A 16,197-nucleotide genomic window follows, 5' to 3' on the forward strand; every position below is an offset into this window, starting at 1 on the left:
GATGTTCGAGCGTTTGCGTGAAGATATCCAGAGCGTATTCCACCGAGACCCGGCGGCGCGTAACGCTTTTGAAGTCCTGACTTGCTACCCCGGCATGCATGCCATCTGGATTCACCGTTTGTCGGCGATGCTGTGGCGCGCGGACCTGAAATGGCTGGCGCGGCTGGTGTCGAACTTCGGTCGCTGGTTGACCGGGATCGAGATTCATCCGGGGGCCAAGGTCGGTCGTCGTTTCTTCATTGACCATGGCATGGGCATTGTCATCGGTGAAACGGCGGAAATCGGCGATGACGTGACCATTTATCAGGGCGTGACCCTCGGTGGTACCAGCTGGAATAAAGGCAAGCGCCACCCGACGCTGGGTGATGGTGTCGTTGTCGGTGCCGGCGCCAAGGTGCTCGGCCCGTTCACTGTCGGTGCGGGTGCGAAGGTCGGTTCCAATGCCGTGGTGACCAAAGAGGTGCCGCCGGGCGCCACTGTGGTGGGGATTCCGGGGCGGATCATCGTCAAGCCCGACGAAGAGCAGGACGCCAAGCGCAAGGCCATGGCCGAGAAGATCGGTTTTGATGCCTATGGCGTGACTGAAGACATGCCGGACCCGGTGGCACGTGCCATTAACCAGTTGCTCGATCATCTGCAGGCGGTCGATGGGCGTCTGGAGGGGATGTGCGGAGCCTTGAAGGATCTGGGCAGTAATTACTGTGCGAAAGATCTGCCTGAGCTGCGCGAAGAAGACTTCGCTTGTGTGAAGGACAAAGACGAAAGTAAAGCCGGCTGATGTCCCGTAGGAGCTGCCGAAGGCCGCGATCTTTTGATCTTTAAAAGAGCAAGATCAAAAGATCGCGGCCTTCGGCAGCTCCTACACAGGTCGTAATCAGGTAATGGCAGAGCGCTGACCGGTGTGCCATTAAGCCGCAGACCCTGCTATGATTCCGCCGCTCTTTTGCCACTAAACCCGACTAAAGCACTAGGTCTTATAGTTGACTTAATTACTCGGGAATTGCATACTCGCCTCATTCCGAACTCCGTGGTAATTGTCCATGCGACTGACTACAAAAGGCCGATACGCCGTGACCGCCATGCTTGACCTGGCGTTGCACGCGCAGCACGGGCCCGTGTCCCTGGCCGATATCTCCGAGCGCCAAGGCATCTCCCTGTCTTACCTCGAACAGCTTTTCGCCAAGCTGCGTCGCAGCAATCTGGTGTCCAGTGTGCGTGGCCCAGGCGGCGGCTACCAGCTGTCCCGCGACATGCAGGGCATCCAGGTCGCCCAGGTGATCGATGCGGTAAACGAATCGGTCGATGCCACCAAGTGCCAGGGCCAGGGCGATTGCCATCAAGGCGACACCTGCCTGACTCACCACTTGTGGTGCGATCTGAGCCTGCAGATTCACGAATTTTTGAGCGGTATCAGCTTGGCTGATCTTGTGACTCGCCGTGAGGTGCAAGAAGTAGCCCAGCGTCAGGACCAGCGCCGTTGCAACAGCAAGGTGCCACGCCTGGACAAGATTGAAGCGTCCGCCGTCGAATGACAGCCGAAGAGCTAGCGGCACGCCAGCCAGCCTGATTTAGGAGATAGTCCATGAAATTGCCGATTTACCTTGATTACTCTGCGACCACCCCGGTTGATCCGCGTGTCGCGCAAAAAATGAGTGAATGCCTGCTGGTCGACGGAAACTTCGGTAACCCGGCGTCCCGTTCCCACGTGTTCGGCTGGAAAGCCGAAGAGTCCGTCGAAAACGCCCGTCGTCAGGTCGCTGATCTGGTCAACGCCGACCCGCGTGAAATCGTCTGGACCTCCGGTGCCACCGAGTCCGACAACCTGGCAATCAAGGGTGCGGCGCATTTCTATGCCACCAAGGGCAAACACCTGATCACCACCAAGATCGAGCACAAGGCTGTCCTCGACACCATGCGCCAACTGGAGCGTGAAGGTTTCGAAGTGACCTACATCGAGCCTCGCACCGATGGCCTGGTGACCCCGGAGATGGTCGAAGCCGAACTGCGCGACGACACGATCCTGGTGTCGGTCATGCACGTGAACAACGAAATCGGCACCATCAACGACATCGCAGCGATCGGCGAACTGACCCGTTCCAGGGGCATCCTGTTCCATGTCGACGCCGCTCAGTCCACCGGCAAGGTCGACATCGACCTTTCGAAGCTGAAAGTCGACCTGATGTCCTTCTCCGCCCACAAGACCTATGGTCCTAAAGGCATCGGCGCCCTGTACGTAAGCCGCAAGCCGCGCGTACGTATCGAGGCGACCATGCACGGTGGCGGCCACGAGCGCGGCATGCGTTCCGGCACCCTGGCGACCCACCAGATCGTCGGCATGGGCGAAGCTTTCCGCGTAGCCAAGGAAGACATGGCTGCCGAGAACGCGCGCATCAAGGCGTTGAGCGACCGTTTCTACAAGCAGGTCGAGCACCTGGAAGAGCTGTACGTCAACGGCAGCATGACCGCCCGCGTTCCGCACAACCTGAACCTGAGCTTCAACTACGTTGAAGGCGAGTCGCTGATCATGGCGCTCAAGGACCTGGCGGTTTCGTCCGGTTCGGCCTGCACCTCGGCGTCCCTTGAGCCTTCGTACGTACTGCGTGCCCTGGGCCGCAACGACGAACTGGCACACAGCTCGATCCGTTTCACCTTCGGCCGTTTCACCACCGAAGAAGAAATCGACTACGCCGCGCAGAAAGTCTGCGAGGCCGTTATCAAGCTGCGCGCCCTGTCGCCGCTGTGGGATATGTACAAAGACGGCGTCGATATCTCGAAGATCGAGTGGGCGGCACACTAACTATAGAAGCCGCCGGATACAGGTCCTGTAGCAACGCGGCGATAGACGCAGCGTAACTGCAGGGCTTCAAGAGCGGCCCTGATGAGTGAGGATTGAGAATCATGTCTTACAGCGAAAAGGTCATCGACCACTACGAAAACCCGCGTAACGTCGGCAAGATGGACGCGGAAGATCCTGATGTCGGCACCGGCATGGTCGGCGCGCCGGCTTGCGGCGACGTCATGCGCCTGCAGATCAAGGTCAACGACGCCGGCATCATCGAAGATGCCAAGTTCAAGACCTACGGCTGCGGTTCGGCCATCGCTTCCAGCTCCCTCGCCACCGAGTGGATGAAGGGCAAGACCCTGGACGAAGCGGAAACCATCAAGAACACCCAGCTGGCTGAAGAACTGGCCCTGCCGCCAGTGAAAATCCACTGCTCGGTACTCGCTGAAGACGCCATCAAGGCGGCTGTTCGCGATTACAAGCAGAAGAAAGGCTTGATCTGATTTTCGAGTTTTGGCGACGAGTAAGGAGTCACCGATGGCTATCAGCATGACAGAAGCGGCTGCTCGACACGTGCGGCGCTCCCTCGACGGGCGCGGCAAAGGTGAAGGGATTCGTCTGGGTGTTCGCACCACAGGCTGTTCCGGTCTTGCCTACGTGCTGGAGTTTGTCGACGAGGTGGTTGCAGAGGATCAAGTGTTCGAAAGTCACGGTGAAAAAGTGATTATCGACCCGAAAAGCCTGGCCTACCTGGACGGCACCGAGCTCGATTTCGTCAAGGAAGGGTTGAACGAAGGCTTCAAGTTCAACAACCCCAACGTACGCGGTGAATGTGGCTGCGGCGAAAGCTTCAACATCTGAGGCTTGTCGTGGGAACTCCTTGTCATTTCGCTTTATTCGAGCTGCAACCGAGTTTCGATCTGGACCTCGATCAGCTGGCTACGCGCTACCGTGAGTTGGCGCGCAGTGTTCATCCGGACCGCTTTGCTGATGCTTCCGAGCGTGAGCAGCGGTTGGCGCTGGAGCATTCCGCGAGCCTCAACGAGGCCTACCAGACGCTCAAGAGTCCACCCAAGCGCGCGCGTTACCTGCTCGCCTTGAATGGTGGCGAGCTGCCGCTGGAGGTCACGGTGCATGATCCGGAGTTCCTTCTGCAGCAGATGGAGTTGCGTGAAGAGCTCGAAGACCTGCAGGACAGCGCCGACCTCAATGGTGTTGCCGTCTTCAAGCGTCGCCTGAAGGCTGCCCAGGATGTACTGAACCAAAGCTTCGCGGCTTGCTGGAATGATGCAGCGCAACGTGAACAGGCCGAGCGCCTGATGCGGCGCATGCAGTTTCTCGACAAGCTCACCTACGAAGTGCGCCAGTTAGAAGAGCGCCTCGACGATTAACCCAGTGCCGCTCCGGTCGCACGCCTGATATACAGATAAGTCCTGATAACGATGGCCCTACTGCAGATCGCCGAACCCGGCCAAAGTCCTCAACCGCACCAGCGTCGTCTGGCTGTGGGGATCGACTTGGGCACTACCAATTCGCTGGTCGCTGCATTGCGCAGTGGTCTTTCCGAGCCACTTGCCGACGCAGAAGGGCGGGTCATCCTGCCGTCTGCCGTGCGCTACCACGCCGATCGCGTCGAGGTCGGCGAATCCGCCAAACTGGCCGCCGCTACCGACCCCCTGAATACTGTGCTGTCGGTCAAGCGCTTGATGGGTCGTGGTCTGTCCGACGTCAAGCAACTGGGCGATCAGTTGCCGTACCGCTTTGTCGACGGCGAGTCGCACATGCCGTTCATCGACACGATCCAGGGCCCGAAAAGCCCGGTCGAAGTCTCCGCCGATATCCTCAAGGTCCTGCGTCAGCGCGCTGAAGCGACCTTGGGTGGCGAATTGGTTGGCGCGGTGATTACCGTTCCGGCCTATTTCGATGATGCTCAGCGTCAAGCCACCAAGGATGCGGCCAAGCTGGCCGGATTGAACGTGCTGCGTTTGCTCAATGAGCCGACTGCGGCGGCGGTGGCTTACGGTCTGGACCAGCACGCCGAAGGCCTGGTCGCGATTTACGACCTGGGCGGCGGCACCTTCGACATTTCGATTCTGCGCCTGACCGGCGGAGTGTTCGAAGTCCTGGCCACCGGCGGCGACAGCGCCCTGGGTGGCGATGACTTCGACCACGCGATCGCTGGCTGGATCATCGAGAGCGCTGGTCTGTCCGCCGACCTCGATCCGGGTACGCAGCGCAACTTGCTGCAAATCGCCTGTGCGGCCAAGGAAGCCCTGACCAATGCAGCGGTCGTTGAAGTTGCCTATGGTGACTGGAAGGCCGGGCTGACCCGTGAAGCCTTCAATGCGCTGATCGAGCCGATGGTCGCTCGCAGCCTGAAAGCCTGCCGTCGTGCGGTGCGTGATTCCGGTATCGAGCTGGACGACGTGCATGCCGTGGTCATGGTGGGTGGTTCGACTCGCGTTCCTCGCGTTCGCGATGCCGTCGCCGAAGCTTTCGGTCGCCAGCCGCTGACTGAAATCGATCCGGATCAAGTGGTGGCCATCGGTGCTGCGATCCAGGCCGATACCCTGGCCGGTAACAAGCGCGATGGCAGCGAATTGCTGCTGCTGGATGTGATTCCGTTGTCCCTGGGGCTGGAAACCATGGGCGGCCTGATGGAGAAGGTGATTCCGCGCAACACCACCATCCCCGTCGCCCGCGCCCAGGACTTCACCACTTACAAAGACGGCCAGTCGGCCATGGCGATCCACGTGTTGCAGGGCGAGCGCGAGCTGATCAGCGACTGTCGCTCCCTGGCACGCTTCGAGCTGCGCGGGATTCCGGCGATGGTGGCCGGTGCGGCGAAGATTCGCGTGACCTTCCAGGTCGATGCCGACGGTCTGCTCAGCGTTTCCGCCCGCGAACTGGGTTCGGGCGTCGAGGCCAGCATCCAGGTCAAACCGTCCTACGGCCTGACCGACGGCGAAATCGCCAAGATGCTCAAGGATTCGTTCCAGCACGCCAACGACGACAAGGTTGCCCGCGTATTGCGTGAGCAGCAGGTCGATGCGCAGCGCCTGATCGAAGCGGTACAGGCGGCTCTGGAGGCGGATGGCGAGCGTTTGCTCGACGCCGACGAGCGCATGGTCATCGAGTTGCAGATGCAGGAACTGAGCGAATTGATGAAAGGTACCGATGGTTACGCCATCGAGCAGCAGACCAAGCGTCTGTCGCAAGTGACCGATGCCTTTGCCGCCCGCCGCCTGGATTCGACGGTGAAAGCCGCACTGGCGGGGCGCAACCTGAATGAGATTGAGGAATAACGATGCCGCAGGTCATTTTTCTGCCACACGAAAAGTTTTGCCCGGAAGGCATGGTCGTGGAGGCTGAGACGGGTATTTCCATTCTCGAGCTGGCCCATGAGCACCATATCGAGATGGAAAGTGCCTGTGGCGGCGTCTGCGCCTGCACCACCTGCCACTGCATCATCCGCGAGGGTTTCGACTCGCTGGAAGAGGCTGACGAGCTGGAGGAAGACTATCTTGACAGGGCCTGGGGGCTGGAGGCTCAGTCGCGTCTGGGCTGTCAGGCGAAAGTCGGGACTGAAGACCTGACCGTCGAAATTCCGAAGTACTCGGTCAACCATGCAGCCGAAGCGCCGCACTGATTCAAGGAATTGTCATGAAACTCAAGTGGACTGATGTGCTGGAGATCGCGATCCAGCTGGCTGAAAGCAAGCCCGACGTGGACCCTGTGTCGGTCAACTTCGTCGATCTGCGTAATTGGGTGATGGAATTGCCCGATTTCGACGATCTGCCTGAGCATTGTGGCGAGAAGATCCTGGAGGCCATTCAGGCCCACTGGATCGAAGAACGCGACTGAGCCACGCCGCAGGTTAGGCAATACCCGAGAACCCGCGTATAATTCGCGGGTTTAATTTTTCGTAAATTACCGTTTCTGGAGTTACACCATGGCTGTTCAACGTACTTTCTCCATCATCAAGCCTGACGCCGTTGCAAAAAACGTGATCGGCGAGATCACCACTCGTTTCGAAAAAGCTGGCCTGCGCGTTGTAGCTTCGAAACTGAAGCAACTGTCCAAAGCCGAAGCTGAAGGCTTCTACGCTGAGCACAGCGCTCGTGGTTTCTTCAACGACCTGGTTGCTTTCATGATCTCCGGTCCGGTTGTCGTTCAGGTTCTGGAAGGCGAGAACGCTATCGCTCTGAATCGTGAGCTGATGGGCGCTACCAACCCTAAAGAAGCTGCTCCTGGCACCATCCGTGCTGACTTCGCTGACTCCATCGACGCCAACGCTGTACACGGTTCGGACTCCGAAGCCGCTGCCGCTCGCGAAATCGCATACTTCTTCGCAGCTACTGAAGTAACCACTCGCTAAGCATTGGCTTAAGAGTGAAGGTGAATCCATGACTACATCGACTGTAAAAACTAACCTGCTGGGTCTGACTCAGCTGGAAATGGAAAAATTCTTCGACTCAATCGGGGAGAAGCGTTTCCGTGCCGGTCAGGTAATGAAATGGATTCACCACTTTGGTGTCGATGATTTCGATGCCATGACGAACGTCAGCAAGGTTTTGCGCGAAAAGCTCAAGGCTGTTGCCGAGGTCCGTGGTCCCGAAGTGGTCAGCGAGGACATTTCCAGCGACGGCACCCGTAAATGGGTGGTGCGCGTGGCGTCCGGCAGTTGCGTCGAGACCGTATACATTCCCCAGGGCAAACGCGGCACCTTGTGCGTTTCGTCCCAGGCAGGCTGTGCCCTGGATTGCAGTTTCTGCTCCACCGGCAAGCAAGGCTTCAATAGCAACCTCACCGCCGCCGAAGTCATCGGCCAGGTGTGGATTGCCAACAAATCCTTTGGCAGCGTCCCGGCAACCGTCGACCGTGCCATCACCAACGTGGTGATGATGGGCATGGGTGAGCCGCTGCTGAACTTCGACAACGTCGTCGCGGCCATGCATTTGATGATGGACGACCTGGGCTACGGCATTTCCAAGCGCCGTGTGACCCTGTCGACCTCCGGCGTGGTGCCGATGATCGATGAGCTCTCCAAGCACATCGACGTCTCCCTGGCGTTGTCCCTGCACGCACCGAATGACGCATTGCGTAACCAATTGGTGCCGATCAACAAGAAGTATCCGCTTAAGATGCTGCTCGAGTCGTGCCAGCGCTACATGTCGAACCTCGGCGAAAAGCGCGTGCTGACCATTGAGTACACCTTGCTCAAAGACATCAATGACAAGGTCGAGCACGCGGTGGAAATGATCGAGCTGCTGAAGAACATCCCGTGCAAGATCAACCTGATCCCGTTCAACCCGTTCCCGCATTCCGGGTACGAGCGTCCGAGCAATAACGCGATTCGTCGTTTCCAGGATCAGCTTCATCATGCCGGTTTCAACGTCACCGTCCGCACCACCCGCGGTGAAGACATCGACGCCGCCTGTGGTCAATTGGTAGGGCAGGTGCTGGATCGCACCCGTCGCAGCGAACGTTATATCGCCGTGCGCGAGTTGAACGCCGACAGCGATCTGGCGACGAACGCTGCGAACAACAACTAAGAGAGGATCTCTATGTCCCTGCGCTTTGCGCTGCTTTTGCTGTTGGCCAGCCTGTGTGCTGGCTGCGTGCTTTCGGGCGACTACAACCCGATGAAGACCAGCAAGGGCCGTGATGAAGCGCGGGAGGCGTACGTTCAGTTGGGTATCGGGTATTTGCAGCAGGGGATGACCGAGCGCGCCAAGGTCCCGCTGAAAAAAGCCTTGGAGCTGGATAGTTCCGACCCTGATGCCAACGCGGCGCTGGGGCTGGTGTTCCAGGCCGAGATGGAGCCGGAACTTGCCGATGAACATTTCCGCAAGGCACTGTCTTCCCGTCCCGCCGATGCACGAATCCTCAATAACTACGGCAGTTTTTTGTTCGAGCAGAAACGTTACAAGGAAGCCTACGAGCGCTTTGAGCAAGCCGCCGCCGATACCCTGTATCCTGAGCGTTCACGGGTATTCGAAAACCTCGGCATGACCGCTGCGATGCTTGGTCAGCGCGATCTGGCCCGCCAGCAACTGGAAAAAGCCCTGCGCCTGAACCGTCAGCAACCTCGCGCATTGCTGGAAATGGCTGAGTTGTCTTACGAAGACAGGCATTATGTGCCCGCGCATGACTATTACGACCGTTTTAGCCAGCTCTCCGAACAAAATGCACGTAGTCTATTGCTCGGCATTCGGCTGGCAAAAGTGTTTGAAGACCGCGACAAGGCCGCAAGTAAGGGCCTGCAACTAAAAAGACTCTATCCCGGTACGCCGGAATATCAGCAATACCTGTCGGAGCAATGATGAAAGCGGCGCATCCTGAAGTTGTAGCAGCGAATCGCGTTAACCCCGGTGAGATTTTGCGCCAGGCCCGCGAAAGCAATGGCTGGTCGCTGGCCGAAGTGGCCCTCAAGCTCAACCTCACCACCACTTCCCTGAGCAATCTGGAAGCCGGCGCTTTCGACAAGCTGCCCGGGCATACTTTTGCCCGTGGTTATATTCGTACCTATGCCAAATTGCTCGGCATGGACCAGGCCGTACTGGTCCAGCAATTCGACCAATCCACCGGTACCGATTCCCAGGGCAGCAGTGTTCACAGCCTGGGTCGTATCGAAGAACCGGTCCGGGTCTCCCACACCATCCTGCGAATCGTCAGCCTGCTGTTGCTGATCGCGGTGATCGGTGGCGGTTTCGTCTGGTGGCAGGATCAGACCTCGATGCGTACCAAGGACCTGATCGGGCTGGTTCCGGAACACGTTGAAGTCGAAGGCGCCGACGGTACTACGCAGATTCATCCACTGGACGAGCCAGAAGACCAGGCTGTCGTGGAAGGTCAGACCGAAGGCGGAACCGTCCTCGTGCTGCCACAGGCAGACACTGCAGCTCAAGTGCCGGCGGATGCTCAGGCGACTGCGCCGGCCGTCCCTGCAGCGCCGGCAACACCAGCCGCACCCGCTCACAATCCGGCGCCAGTTGTCGCGGCGCCAGTGACGCCGGCAACGCCAGCGCCGGCGGTGCCTGCTGTCTCGGCCCCGGTCGTGACTGCTCCGGCAGCCCCGAGCGCGCAGGCTCCTGCGGTAACCGCGCCAGTGGCCGGTCAAGGCCAGGTTCAAGTGCAGTTCACCGCCGATTGCTGGACACAAGTGACCGACGGTAGCGGCAAGGTACTGTTCAGTGGTCTCAAGCGCAAAGGCACCAGCCTGGCATTCAATGGTAAACCACCATTTACCGTGCGCCTGGGCTTTGCCCGCGGCGCTCAGGTCAGCTACAACGGCCAGCCGGTTGATGTCGCTCCGTTCACCAGTGGCGAGACTGCTCGCCTGAAGTTGGGTCAATAAGTCATGCACGGCGAATCTCCAATCAAACGTCGCGAATCCCGCAAGATCTGGGTCGGTAACGTGCCTGTTGGCGGCGATGCACCTATCGCTGTGCAGAGCATGACCAACAGCGACACCAACGATGTCGCGGCCACTGTCGCGCAAATCAATCGTCTGGAAGCGGCCGGCGTCGATATCGTGCGGGTCTCCGTACCGGACATGGACGCCGCCGAAGCCTTCGGCAAGATCAAGCAACTGGTCAAGGTGCCCTTGGTTGCCGACATTCACTTCGATTACCGGATCGCTTTGCGCGTAGCTGAACTGGGTGTCGATTGTCTGCGGATCAACCCGGGCAACATCGGCCGCGAAGACCGCGTGCGTGCGGTGGTGGATGCCGCCCGTGACCGCGGGATCCCGATCCGTATCGGCGTGAACGCCGGTTCCCTGGAAAAGGACCTGCAAAAGAAATACGGCGAGCCGACCCCGGCTGCACTGGTCGAGTCTGCCTTGCGTCACGTCGAGCACCTTGAACGCCTGAACTTCCAGGATTTCAAGGTCAGCGTGAAAGCATCCGACGTGTTCATGGCCGTCGAAGCCTACCGCCTGCTGGCCAAGGAAATCGTCCAGCCGCTGCACCTGGGCATCACTGAAGCCGGTGGTTTGCGTTCAGGCACGGTGAAATCCGCCGTGGGCCTCGGTATGCTGCTCGCCGAAGGGATTGGCGATACTATCCGCATCTCGTTGGCGGCCGACCCGGTCGAGGAAGTGAAAGTCGGCTACGACATTCTCAAATCGCTGCACCTGCGGTCCCGTGGCATCAACTTCATCGCCTGCCCGAGCTGCTCGCGGCAGAATTTCGATGTGGTCAAGACCATGAACGAGCTGGAAGGGCGCCTCGAAGACTTGCTGGTACCGCTGGATGTCGCGGTCATCGGTTGCGTGGTCAACGGCCCGGGCGAAGCCAAGGAAGCCCATATCGGCTTGACCGGCGGTACGCCGAACCTGATTTACATCGACGGCAAGCCGTCGCAGAAACTGACGAATGACAATCTGGTGGATGAGCTGGAACGCTTGATCCGCCAGAAAGCGGCTGAAAAGGTCGAAGCTGACGCTGCCGTTATTGCGCGCGGCTAAGCCTGGCTAAAAAGAGCCGAACGAATTAAGGAATTTAAGTGAGCAAGTCTCTGCAAGCCATTCGTGGCATGAATGACATCCTGCCCGAACAGACTCCCCTGTGGCGTCATTTCGAAGGCACCGTTTCGCGTCTGCTGGATAACTACGGTTACAAGCAGATCCGCATGCCGATCGTCGAGTTCACCGAACTGTTCAAGCGTTCCATCGGTGAAGTGACCGACATCGTCGAAAAAGAGATGTACACCTTCGACGACCGCAACGGCGACTCCCTGACCCTGCGCCCTGAAGGCACGGCGGCCTGTGTGCGCGCAGTGCTGGAACACGGCATCACCGGTGGTGGCCAGGTTCAGAAACTCTGGTACATCGGCCCGATGTTCCGCCACGAACGTCCGCAGAAAGGCCGTTATCGCCAGTTCCACCAGATCGGTGTCGAAGTGTTCAACCTCGACGGTCCGGACATCGACGCCGAGCTGATCGTGCTGACCTGGCGCCTGTGGGGTGAACTGGGTATTCGCGATGCGGTAAAACTCGAGCTCAACAGCCTGGGTACCAGCGAATCCCGCGGCCGTTATCGCGAGGCACTGGTCGAGTTCCTGTCCCGGCATCTGGACAAGCTCGACGAAGACAGCCAGCGTCGCCTGAAAACCAACCCGCTGCGGGTTCTTGATACCAAGAACGCCGATACCCAGGCGGTATTGGTCGATGCGCCGAAAATGGCCGACTACCTCGACGAAGAGTCCCGCGTGCATTTCGAGGGCCTCAAGGCTCGCCTGGACGCCGCCGGCATTCCTTACGTGATCAACCCTAAGCTGGTTCGCGGGCTGGATTACTACAGCAAGACCGTTTTCGAGTGGGTCACTGACAAGCTCGGCGCCCAGGGCACCGTATGTGCCGGTGGCCGTTACGACGGCCTGGTGGAGCAGATGGGCGGCAAGCCGACCGCTGGTGTTGGTTTTGCCATGGGTATCGAACGCCTGGTGCTGCTGCTGGAAACCCTGGAGCAGATCCCGCAGGAGATCTCTCGTCAGGTCGATGTCTACCTCTGTGCCTTCGGTGAAGCCGCCGAGCTGGCTGGCCTGACCCTGGCGGAGCGCGTACGTGATCAGTTGCCCAACCTGCGCCTGCAAGTGAATGCCGGTGCCGGCAGTTTCAAAAGCCAGTTCAAGAAAGCCGACAAGAGCGGCGCGCTGTATGCGCTGATCCTCGGTGACGACGAAATGGACCGGCAAGTGGTAGGTTTCAAACCCCTGCGAGGCCAGGGCGAACAACAAAGCATTGCCTGGGATGCGCTTGCCGCGCACCTGGCCACCTGCGTCGTGCAGGGTTGAAGCTGTCTAAACAGCCGAATTAGCGATTAAGGAGTATTGGGGTGTCGAGTACCGAAGACGAACATGTGGCGGAATTGAAGGAATGGTGGTCACGCAACGGTAAGCCCCTGGTCACTGGCGGCCTGTTGGCGCTGGTCATCGTGTTCGGCTGGCAGGCGTTCCACAAGTATCAGAGCAACCAGTCGCAAGGCGCCTCGATGCTCTATCAGCAGTTGCTCGAAACCACGCTGACGCCTGACGGCAAGCCTGATGCGGCCCGCGTTTCGGACCTGGCCCGCAAGCTCAACAGCGAGTTCGGCGGCAGCGCCTACGCGCAGTACGGCAGCCTGTTCGTGGCCAAGGTTGCGGTCGACAGCGGCAAGCTGGACGACGCGGCCAGCGAGCTCAAAGCCATTGTCGACAAACCGGCCAACCCGGCGCTGGGCGAAATCGCCCGTCAGCGTCTGGCCCAGGTACTCGGCGCGCAGAACAAGGCCGACGAAGCACTGAAGCTGCTCGAAGGCGATACCGACAAGGCATTCCTGGCCACTCGCGAAGAGCTCAAGGGCGACCTGCTGGTGCAGTTGGGTCGTACCGATGAGGCGAGCGCGGCGTATCAAAAAGCCAAGGCGGCACTGTCGGATGAAGCGGCGGTCGGTGGCCTGCAAATCAAGCTGGACGACCTGGCCAAAGGGGATGCGTGACGTGATTCGTTGGAAACATGCAGCATTGCTGGCCCTGGCCTTGTTGGCCGCGGGTTGCAGCAGCAACAGCAAAAAAGAATTGCCTCCGGCCGAACTGGTCGACTTCAAGGAAGAAGTGGTTCTGCACAAGCAGTGGAGTCGTTCGATCGGTGACGGTCAGGGCGAAACCTACAACATGCTGGTTCCGGCCATCGATGGCGATACCATCTATGCCGCCGACGTCACTGGCGTGTTGATGGCGATGGACCGCAACACGGGCGACGTCAAATGGAAGAAAGATCTCGAGCTGCCTGTCTCCGGCGCCGTTGGCGTAGGTTACGGTCTGGTCACCATCGGTACGCTCAAGGGTGAAATCGTTGCCCTGGACGCTATCAACGGTGAAGAGAAGTGGCGCGCTCGCGTGTCCAGCGAAGTACTGGCTCCGCCAGCCAACAACGGTGACGTTGTGGTGGTTCAGACACAGGACGATCGCCTGATCGGCCTGGATGCCTCCACCGGTAACCGTCGCTGGATCTATGACAGCACCCCTGCGGTACTGACCCTGCGCGGTACCAGTGCGCCGATCGTGACCAACCGCCTTGCGGTGGCTGGCCTGTCGACCGGTAAAGTGGTTGCCGTGGATATCTCCAACGGCGTACCGGTGTGGGAACAGCGCGTAGCGATCCCGCAAGGTCGTTCGGAGCTGGAGCGTGTGGTCGATATCGACGGTGGCTTGCTGCTGTCGGGCGAGACGCTGTATGTCGCCAGCTATCAGGGGCGCGTTGCCGCTCTGGACCTGCAAAGCGGCCGTCAGCTCTGGCAGCGTGATGCTTCCAGCTACGCCGGTGTCGCCCAGGGTTTGGGCACCGTTTATGTGAGCCTGTCTTCGGGCACCGTTGAAGGCGTCGACGAGCGTTCCACCACAGCCTTGTGGAGCAACGATTCGCTGGCCCGTCGTCAACTGTCGGCCCCGGAAGTGTTCTCCAGCTACGTTGCAGTCGGTGACCTGGAAGGTTACCTGCACCTGCTGAGTCAGGTGGACGGTCGTTTCGTCGGCCGCGAGCGCATCGACAGCGACGGCCTGCGTGCCCGACCGCTGGTGATGGGTGACACGATTTATGTATATGGCAACAGCGGCAAACTGGAAGCCCTGACCATCAAGTAACAACTATGCTTGGGGTTAACCACCCCAGGCTGCTTCACTTGTGGCTATGAATGTGGGAGCGAGCCTGCTCGCGATGGACGTCAACGATTACGTTTGCGTCCTGAATAAACGCGGTGTCCTGGCGTTTTTCGCGAGCAGGCTCGCTCCCACAGACAAGCGCGCAGTGTTGCCCCGAGCACCAGCCGCTGCCACGCAGCGGCTTTTGTATTTTCTGAAATAACGAAGTGGAGAGCCGCATGGTTCCCGTAATCGCCCTGGTGGGCCGACCAAACGTCGGCAAGTCCACCTTGTTCAACCGCCTGACCAGGACTCGTGATGCCATCGTCGGCGACTTGTCCGGTCTGACCCGTGATCGCCAGTACGGTGAGGCCAAGTGGCAAGGGCGTTCCTACATTCTGGTCGACACCGGTGGTATCTCCGGTGACGAGCACGGTATGGACGAAAAAATGGCCGAGCAATCGCTGCTGGCCATTGAAGAAGCGGATGTAGTGCTGTTCCTGGTAGATGCCAAGGCCGGTTTTACCGCCGCCGACCAGATGATCGCCGAGCATTTGCGCAAACGTAACAAGCGTTCCTATGTGGTTGCCAACAAGGTCGACAACATCGACCCTGAAATGGCCCGCGCCGAATTCGCTCCGTTGGGCATGGGACACGCGATCCCGATCGCTGGCGCTCATGGTCGTGGCATTACTCAGATGCTGGAAATCGCCCTGAGCGAATTCCCGAAAGACGAAGAAGAGCCGGAAGAAGGCGAGGAAGAAGACGTCGCCGAAGGCGAGGAAGCCAAGCGCATTCCTGGCCCAAGCGAAAAAGACGGGATCAAGATCGCGATCATCGGCCGTCCGAACGTCGGCAAGTCGACCCTGGTCAACCGCATGCTCGGCGAAGATCGGGTCATCGTCTACGACCAGCCCGGCACCACCCGCGACAGTATCTACATCCCGTTCGAGCGTAACGACGAGAAGTACACGCTGATCGACACCGCCGGTGTGCGCAAGCGCGGCAAGATCCACGAAGAAGTCGAAAAGTTCTCCGTGGTCAAAACCCTGCAAGCGATCAAAGACGCCAACGTGGTGATCTTCGTGATGGACGCCCGCGAAGGCGTGGTGGACCACGACCTCAACCTGCTGGGCTTTGCCCTCGAGGCCGGTCGTGCATTGGTCATCGCGATCAACAAGTGGGACGGCATGACGCCGAGCGAGCGCGACTTCGTCAAGATCGAGTTGCAGCGTCGCCTGTTCTTCGTCGAGTTTGCCGATATTCACTTTATCTCGGCACTGCACGGCACCGGCGTGGGCAACCTCTACGCCTCGGTACAGAACTCGTTCAAATCCGCAGTAACCCGCTGGCCGACCAACCGCCTGACCCAGATCCTCGAAGATGCGGTCGGTGAGCACGCCCCTCCGATGGTCAACAACCGCCGGATCAAGCTGCGTTATGCCCACTTGGGTGGTGCGAACCCGCCGATCATCGTGATTCACGGCAACCAGATCGAGAAGGTGCCGAAGTCCTATGTGCGTTATCTGGAAAACACGTACCGCCGTGTGCTGAAGCTGGTCGGTACGCCGATCCGCATCGAGTTCAAGGGTGGCGAGAACCCGTACGAAGGCAACAAGAACACGCTCACCGACCGTCAGGTCAACAAGAAGCGTCGCTTGATGTCGCACCACAAGAAAGCCGACAAGAAGCGTCGCGACAAGAAGTGATTCATCACTTCATGTAGGGGCTCGGCGATAAGAAGGGTGCTCACCAGAGCGCCCTTTTTTTATGGGCGCCGTTTGGGCTAT

Annotated in this window: 18 protein-coding genes; all 18 read left to right on the forward strand. The window is 59.3% G+C overall.

Going from position 1 to position 16,197, the window contains the following annotated elements; all coding sequences use genetic code 11:
• The first annotated feature begins 1 nt into the window (after position 1).
• The 18 genes from cysE (at position 2) to der (ending at position 16,116) form a co-directional block, all read left to right on the forward strand.
• Positions 2 to 778, forward strand: a complete 777-nt coding sequence (gene cysE, locus C8K63_RS09690; protein ID WP_108216512.1) for a serine O-acetyltransferase — start codon at positions 2 to 4, stop codon at positions 776 to 778.
• 262 nt (positions 779 to 1,040) lie between these two features.
• Positions 1,041 to 1,532: a Fe-S cluster assembly transcriptional regulator IscR gene (iscR, locus tag C8K63_RS09695; RefSeq protein WP_007974010.1), complete on the forward strand. Its 492-nt coding sequence runs from the start codon at positions 1,041 to 1,043 to the stop codon at positions 1,530 to 1,532.
• Between the two features lie 50 nt (positions 1,533 to 1,582).
• Positions 1,583 to 2,797 (forward strand): IscS subfamily cysteine desulfurase, encoded by a 1,215-nt coding sequence (locus C8K63_RS09700; protein ID WP_108216513.1) that lies wholly within the window; start codon positions 1,583 to 1,585, stop codon positions 2,795 to 2,797.
• Positions 2,798 to 2,898: 101 nt separating this feature from the next.
• Positions 2,899 to 3,285 carry a Fe-S cluster assembly scaffold IscU gene (iscU, locus tag C8K63_RS09705; RefSeq protein WP_007982746.1) on the forward strand — a complete coding sequence of 129 codons (387 nt, stop codon included), beginning with the start codon at positions 2,899 to 2,901 and terminating at the stop codon, positions 3,283 to 3,285.
• Positions 3,286 to 3,319: 34 nt separating this feature from the next.
• Positions 3,320 to 3,643: an iron-sulfur cluster assembly protein IscA gene (iscA, locus tag C8K63_RS09710; protein ID WP_003227904.1), complete on the forward strand. Its 324-nt coding sequence runs from the start codon at positions 3,320 to 3,322 to the stop codon at positions 3,641 to 3,643.
• Positions 3,644 to 3,651: 8 nt separating this feature from the next.
• Complete coding sequence (gene hscB / locus C8K63_RS09715) at positions 3,652 to 4,173, forward strand: co-chaperone HscB (RefSeq protein ID WP_108216514.1); 522 nt, start codon at positions 3,652 to 3,654, stop codon at positions 4,171 to 4,173.
• Between the two features lie 51 nt (positions 4,174 to 4,224).
• The gene (gene hscA, locus C8K63_RS09720) at positions 4,225 to 6,087 is read left to right on the forward strand and encodes a Fe-S protein assembly chaperone HscA (RefSeq protein WP_108216515.1); all 1,863 of its coding nucleotides are present in this window, start codon (positions 4,225 to 4,227) and stop codon (positions 6,085 to 6,087) included.
• A 2-nt stretch (positions 6,088 to 6,089) separates the two neighbouring features.
• On the forward strand, positions 6,090 to 6,431 hold the full coding sequence (gene fdx / locus C8K63_RS09725; RefSeq protein ID WP_108216516.1) for an ISC system 2Fe-2S type ferredoxin: 342 nt from the start codon (positions 6,090 to 6,092) through the stop codon (positions 6,429 to 6,431).
• A 14-nt stretch (positions 6,432 to 6,445) separates the two neighbouring features.
• Complete coding sequence (gene iscX, locus C8K63_RS09730) at positions 6,446 to 6,646, forward strand: Fe-S cluster assembly protein IscX (RefSeq protein WP_108216517.1); 201 nt, start codon at positions 6,446 to 6,448, stop codon at positions 6,644 to 6,646.
• Between the two features lie 88 nt (positions 6,647 to 6,734).
• Positions 6,735 to 7,160, forward strand: a complete 426-nt coding sequence (gene ndk, locus C8K63_RS09735; RefSeq protein ID WP_108216518.1) for a nucleoside-diphosphate kinase — start codon at positions 6,735 to 6,737, stop codon at positions 7,158 to 7,160.
• A gap of 28 nt (positions 7,161 to 7,188) precedes the next feature.
• Positions 7,189 to 8,337 (forward strand): 23S rRNA (adenine(2503)-C(2))-methyltransferase RlmN, encoded by a 1,149-nt coding sequence (gene rlmN / locus C8K63_RS09740; protein ID WP_108216519.1) that lies wholly within the window; start codon positions 7,189 to 7,191, stop codon positions 8,335 to 8,337.
• 12 nt (positions 8,338 to 8,349) lie between these two features.
• Positions 8,350 to 9,108, forward strand: coding sequence for a type IV pilus biogenesis/stability protein PilW (gene pilW / locus C8K63_RS09745; RefSeq protein WP_108216520.1), 759 nt, complete (start codon positions 8,350 to 8,352; stop codon positions 9,106 to 9,108).
• Positions 9,108 to 10,142, forward strand: a complete 1,035-nt coding sequence (locus C8K63_RS09750) for a RodZ family helix-turn-helix domain-containing protein (protein ID WP_108216521.1) — start codon at positions 9,108 to 9,110, stop codon at positions 10,140 to 10,142. The genes pilW and C8K63_RS09750 overlap by 1 nt, the downstream gene beginning before the upstream one ends.
• A 3-nt stretch (positions 10,143 to 10,145) precedes the next feature.
• On the forward strand, positions 10,146 to 11,255 hold the full coding sequence (ispG, locus tag C8K63_RS09755) for a flavodoxin-dependent (E)-4-hydroxy-3-methylbut-2-enyl-diphosphate synthase (protein ID WP_003185136.1): 1,110 nt from the start codon (positions 10,146 to 10,148) through the stop codon (positions 11,253 to 11,255).
• Between the two features lie 38 nt (positions 11,256 to 11,293).
• Positions 11,294 to 12,583, forward strand: a complete 1,290-nt coding sequence (gene hisS / locus C8K63_RS09760; RefSeq protein ID WP_108216522.1) for a histidine--tRNA ligase — start codon at positions 11,294 to 11,296, stop codon at positions 12,581 to 12,583.
• A 41-nt stretch (positions 12,584 to 12,624) separates the two neighbouring features.
• Positions 12,625 to 13,266 carry a tetratricopeptide repeat protein gene (locus C8K63_RS09765; protein WP_108216523.1) on the forward strand — a complete coding sequence of 214 codons (642 nt, stop codon included), beginning with the start codon at positions 12,625 to 12,627 and terminating at the stop codon, positions 13,264 to 13,266.
• Positions 13,259 to 14,410, forward strand: coding sequence for an outer membrane protein assembly factor BamB (bamB, locus tag C8K63_RS09770; RefSeq protein WP_108216524.1), 1,152 nt, complete (start codon positions 13,259 to 13,261; stop codon positions 14,408 to 14,410). The genes C8K63_RS09765 and bamB overlap by 8 nt, the downstream gene beginning before the upstream one ends.
• Before the next feature lie 236 nt (positions 14,411 to 14,646).
• Positions 14,647 to 16,116 carry a ribosome biogenesis GTPase Der gene (gene der, locus C8K63_RS09775; protein WP_108216525.1) on the forward strand — a complete coding sequence of 490 codons (1,470 nt, stop codon included), beginning with the start codon at positions 14,647 to 14,649 and terminating at the stop codon, positions 16,114 to 16,116.
• Positions 16,117 to 16,197 lie beyond the last annotated feature (81 nt).

Source organism: Pseudomonas sp. GV085 (assembly GCF_003050925.1).
Classification (GTDB): domain Bacteria; phylum Pseudomonadota; class Gammaproteobacteria; order Pseudomonadales; family Pseudomonadaceae; genus Aquipseudomonas.

Coding starts and splice junctions, on each gene's coding strand:
- cysE (WP_108216512.1), top strand. CDS start 2: ATGTTCGAGCGTTTGCGTGAAGATATCCAGAGCGTATTCCACCGAGAC.
- iscR (WP_007974010.1), top strand. CDS start 1,041: ATGCGACTGACTACAAAAGGCCGATACGCCGTGACCGCCATGCTTGAC.
- C8K63_RS09700 (WP_108216513.1), top strand. CDS start 1,583: ATGAAATTGCCGATTTACCTTGATTACTCTGCGACCACCCCGGTTGAT.
- iscU (WP_007982746.1), top strand. CDS start 2,899: ATGTCTTACAGCGAAAAGGTCATCGACCACTACGAAAACCCGCGTAAC.
- iscA (WP_003227904.1), top strand. CDS start 3,320: ATGGCTATCAGCATGACAGAAGCGGCTGCTCGACACGTGCGGCGCTCC.
- hscA (WP_108216515.1), top strand. CDS start 4,225: ATGGCCCTACTGCAGATCGCCGAACCCGGCCAAAGTCCTCAACCGCAC.
- fdx (WP_108216516.1), top strand. CDS start 6,090: ATGCCGCAGGTCATTTTTCTGCCACACGAAAAGTTTTGCCCGGAAGGC.
- iscX (WP_108216517.1), top strand. CDS start 6,446: ATGAAACTCAAGTGGACTGATGTGCTGGAGATCGCGATCCAGCTGGCT.
- ndk (WP_108216518.1), top strand. CDS start 6,735: ATGGCTGTTCAACGTACTTTCTCCATCATCAAGCCTGACGCCGTTGCA.
- rlmN (WP_108216519.1), top strand. CDS start 7,189: ATGACTACATCGACTGTAAAAACTAACCTGCTGGGTCTGACTCAGCTG.
- pilW (WP_108216520.1), top strand. CDS start 8,350: ATGTCCCTGCGCTTTGCGCTGCTTTTGCTGTTGGCCAGCCTGTGTGCT.
- C8K63_RS09750 (WP_108216521.1), top strand. CDS start 9,108: ATGAAAGCGGCGCATCCTGAAGTTGTAGCAGCGAATCGCGTTAACCCC.
- ispG (WP_003185136.1), top strand. CDS start 10,146: ATGCACGGCGAATCTCCAATCAAACGTCGCGAATCCCGCAAGATCTGG.
- bamB (WP_108216524.1), top strand. CDS start 13,259: ATGCGTGACGTGATTCGTTGGAAACATGCAGCATTGCTGGCCCTGGCC.
- der (WP_108216525.1), top strand. CDS start 14,647: ATGGTTCCCGTAATCGCCCTGGTGGGCCGACCAAACGTCGGCAAGTCC.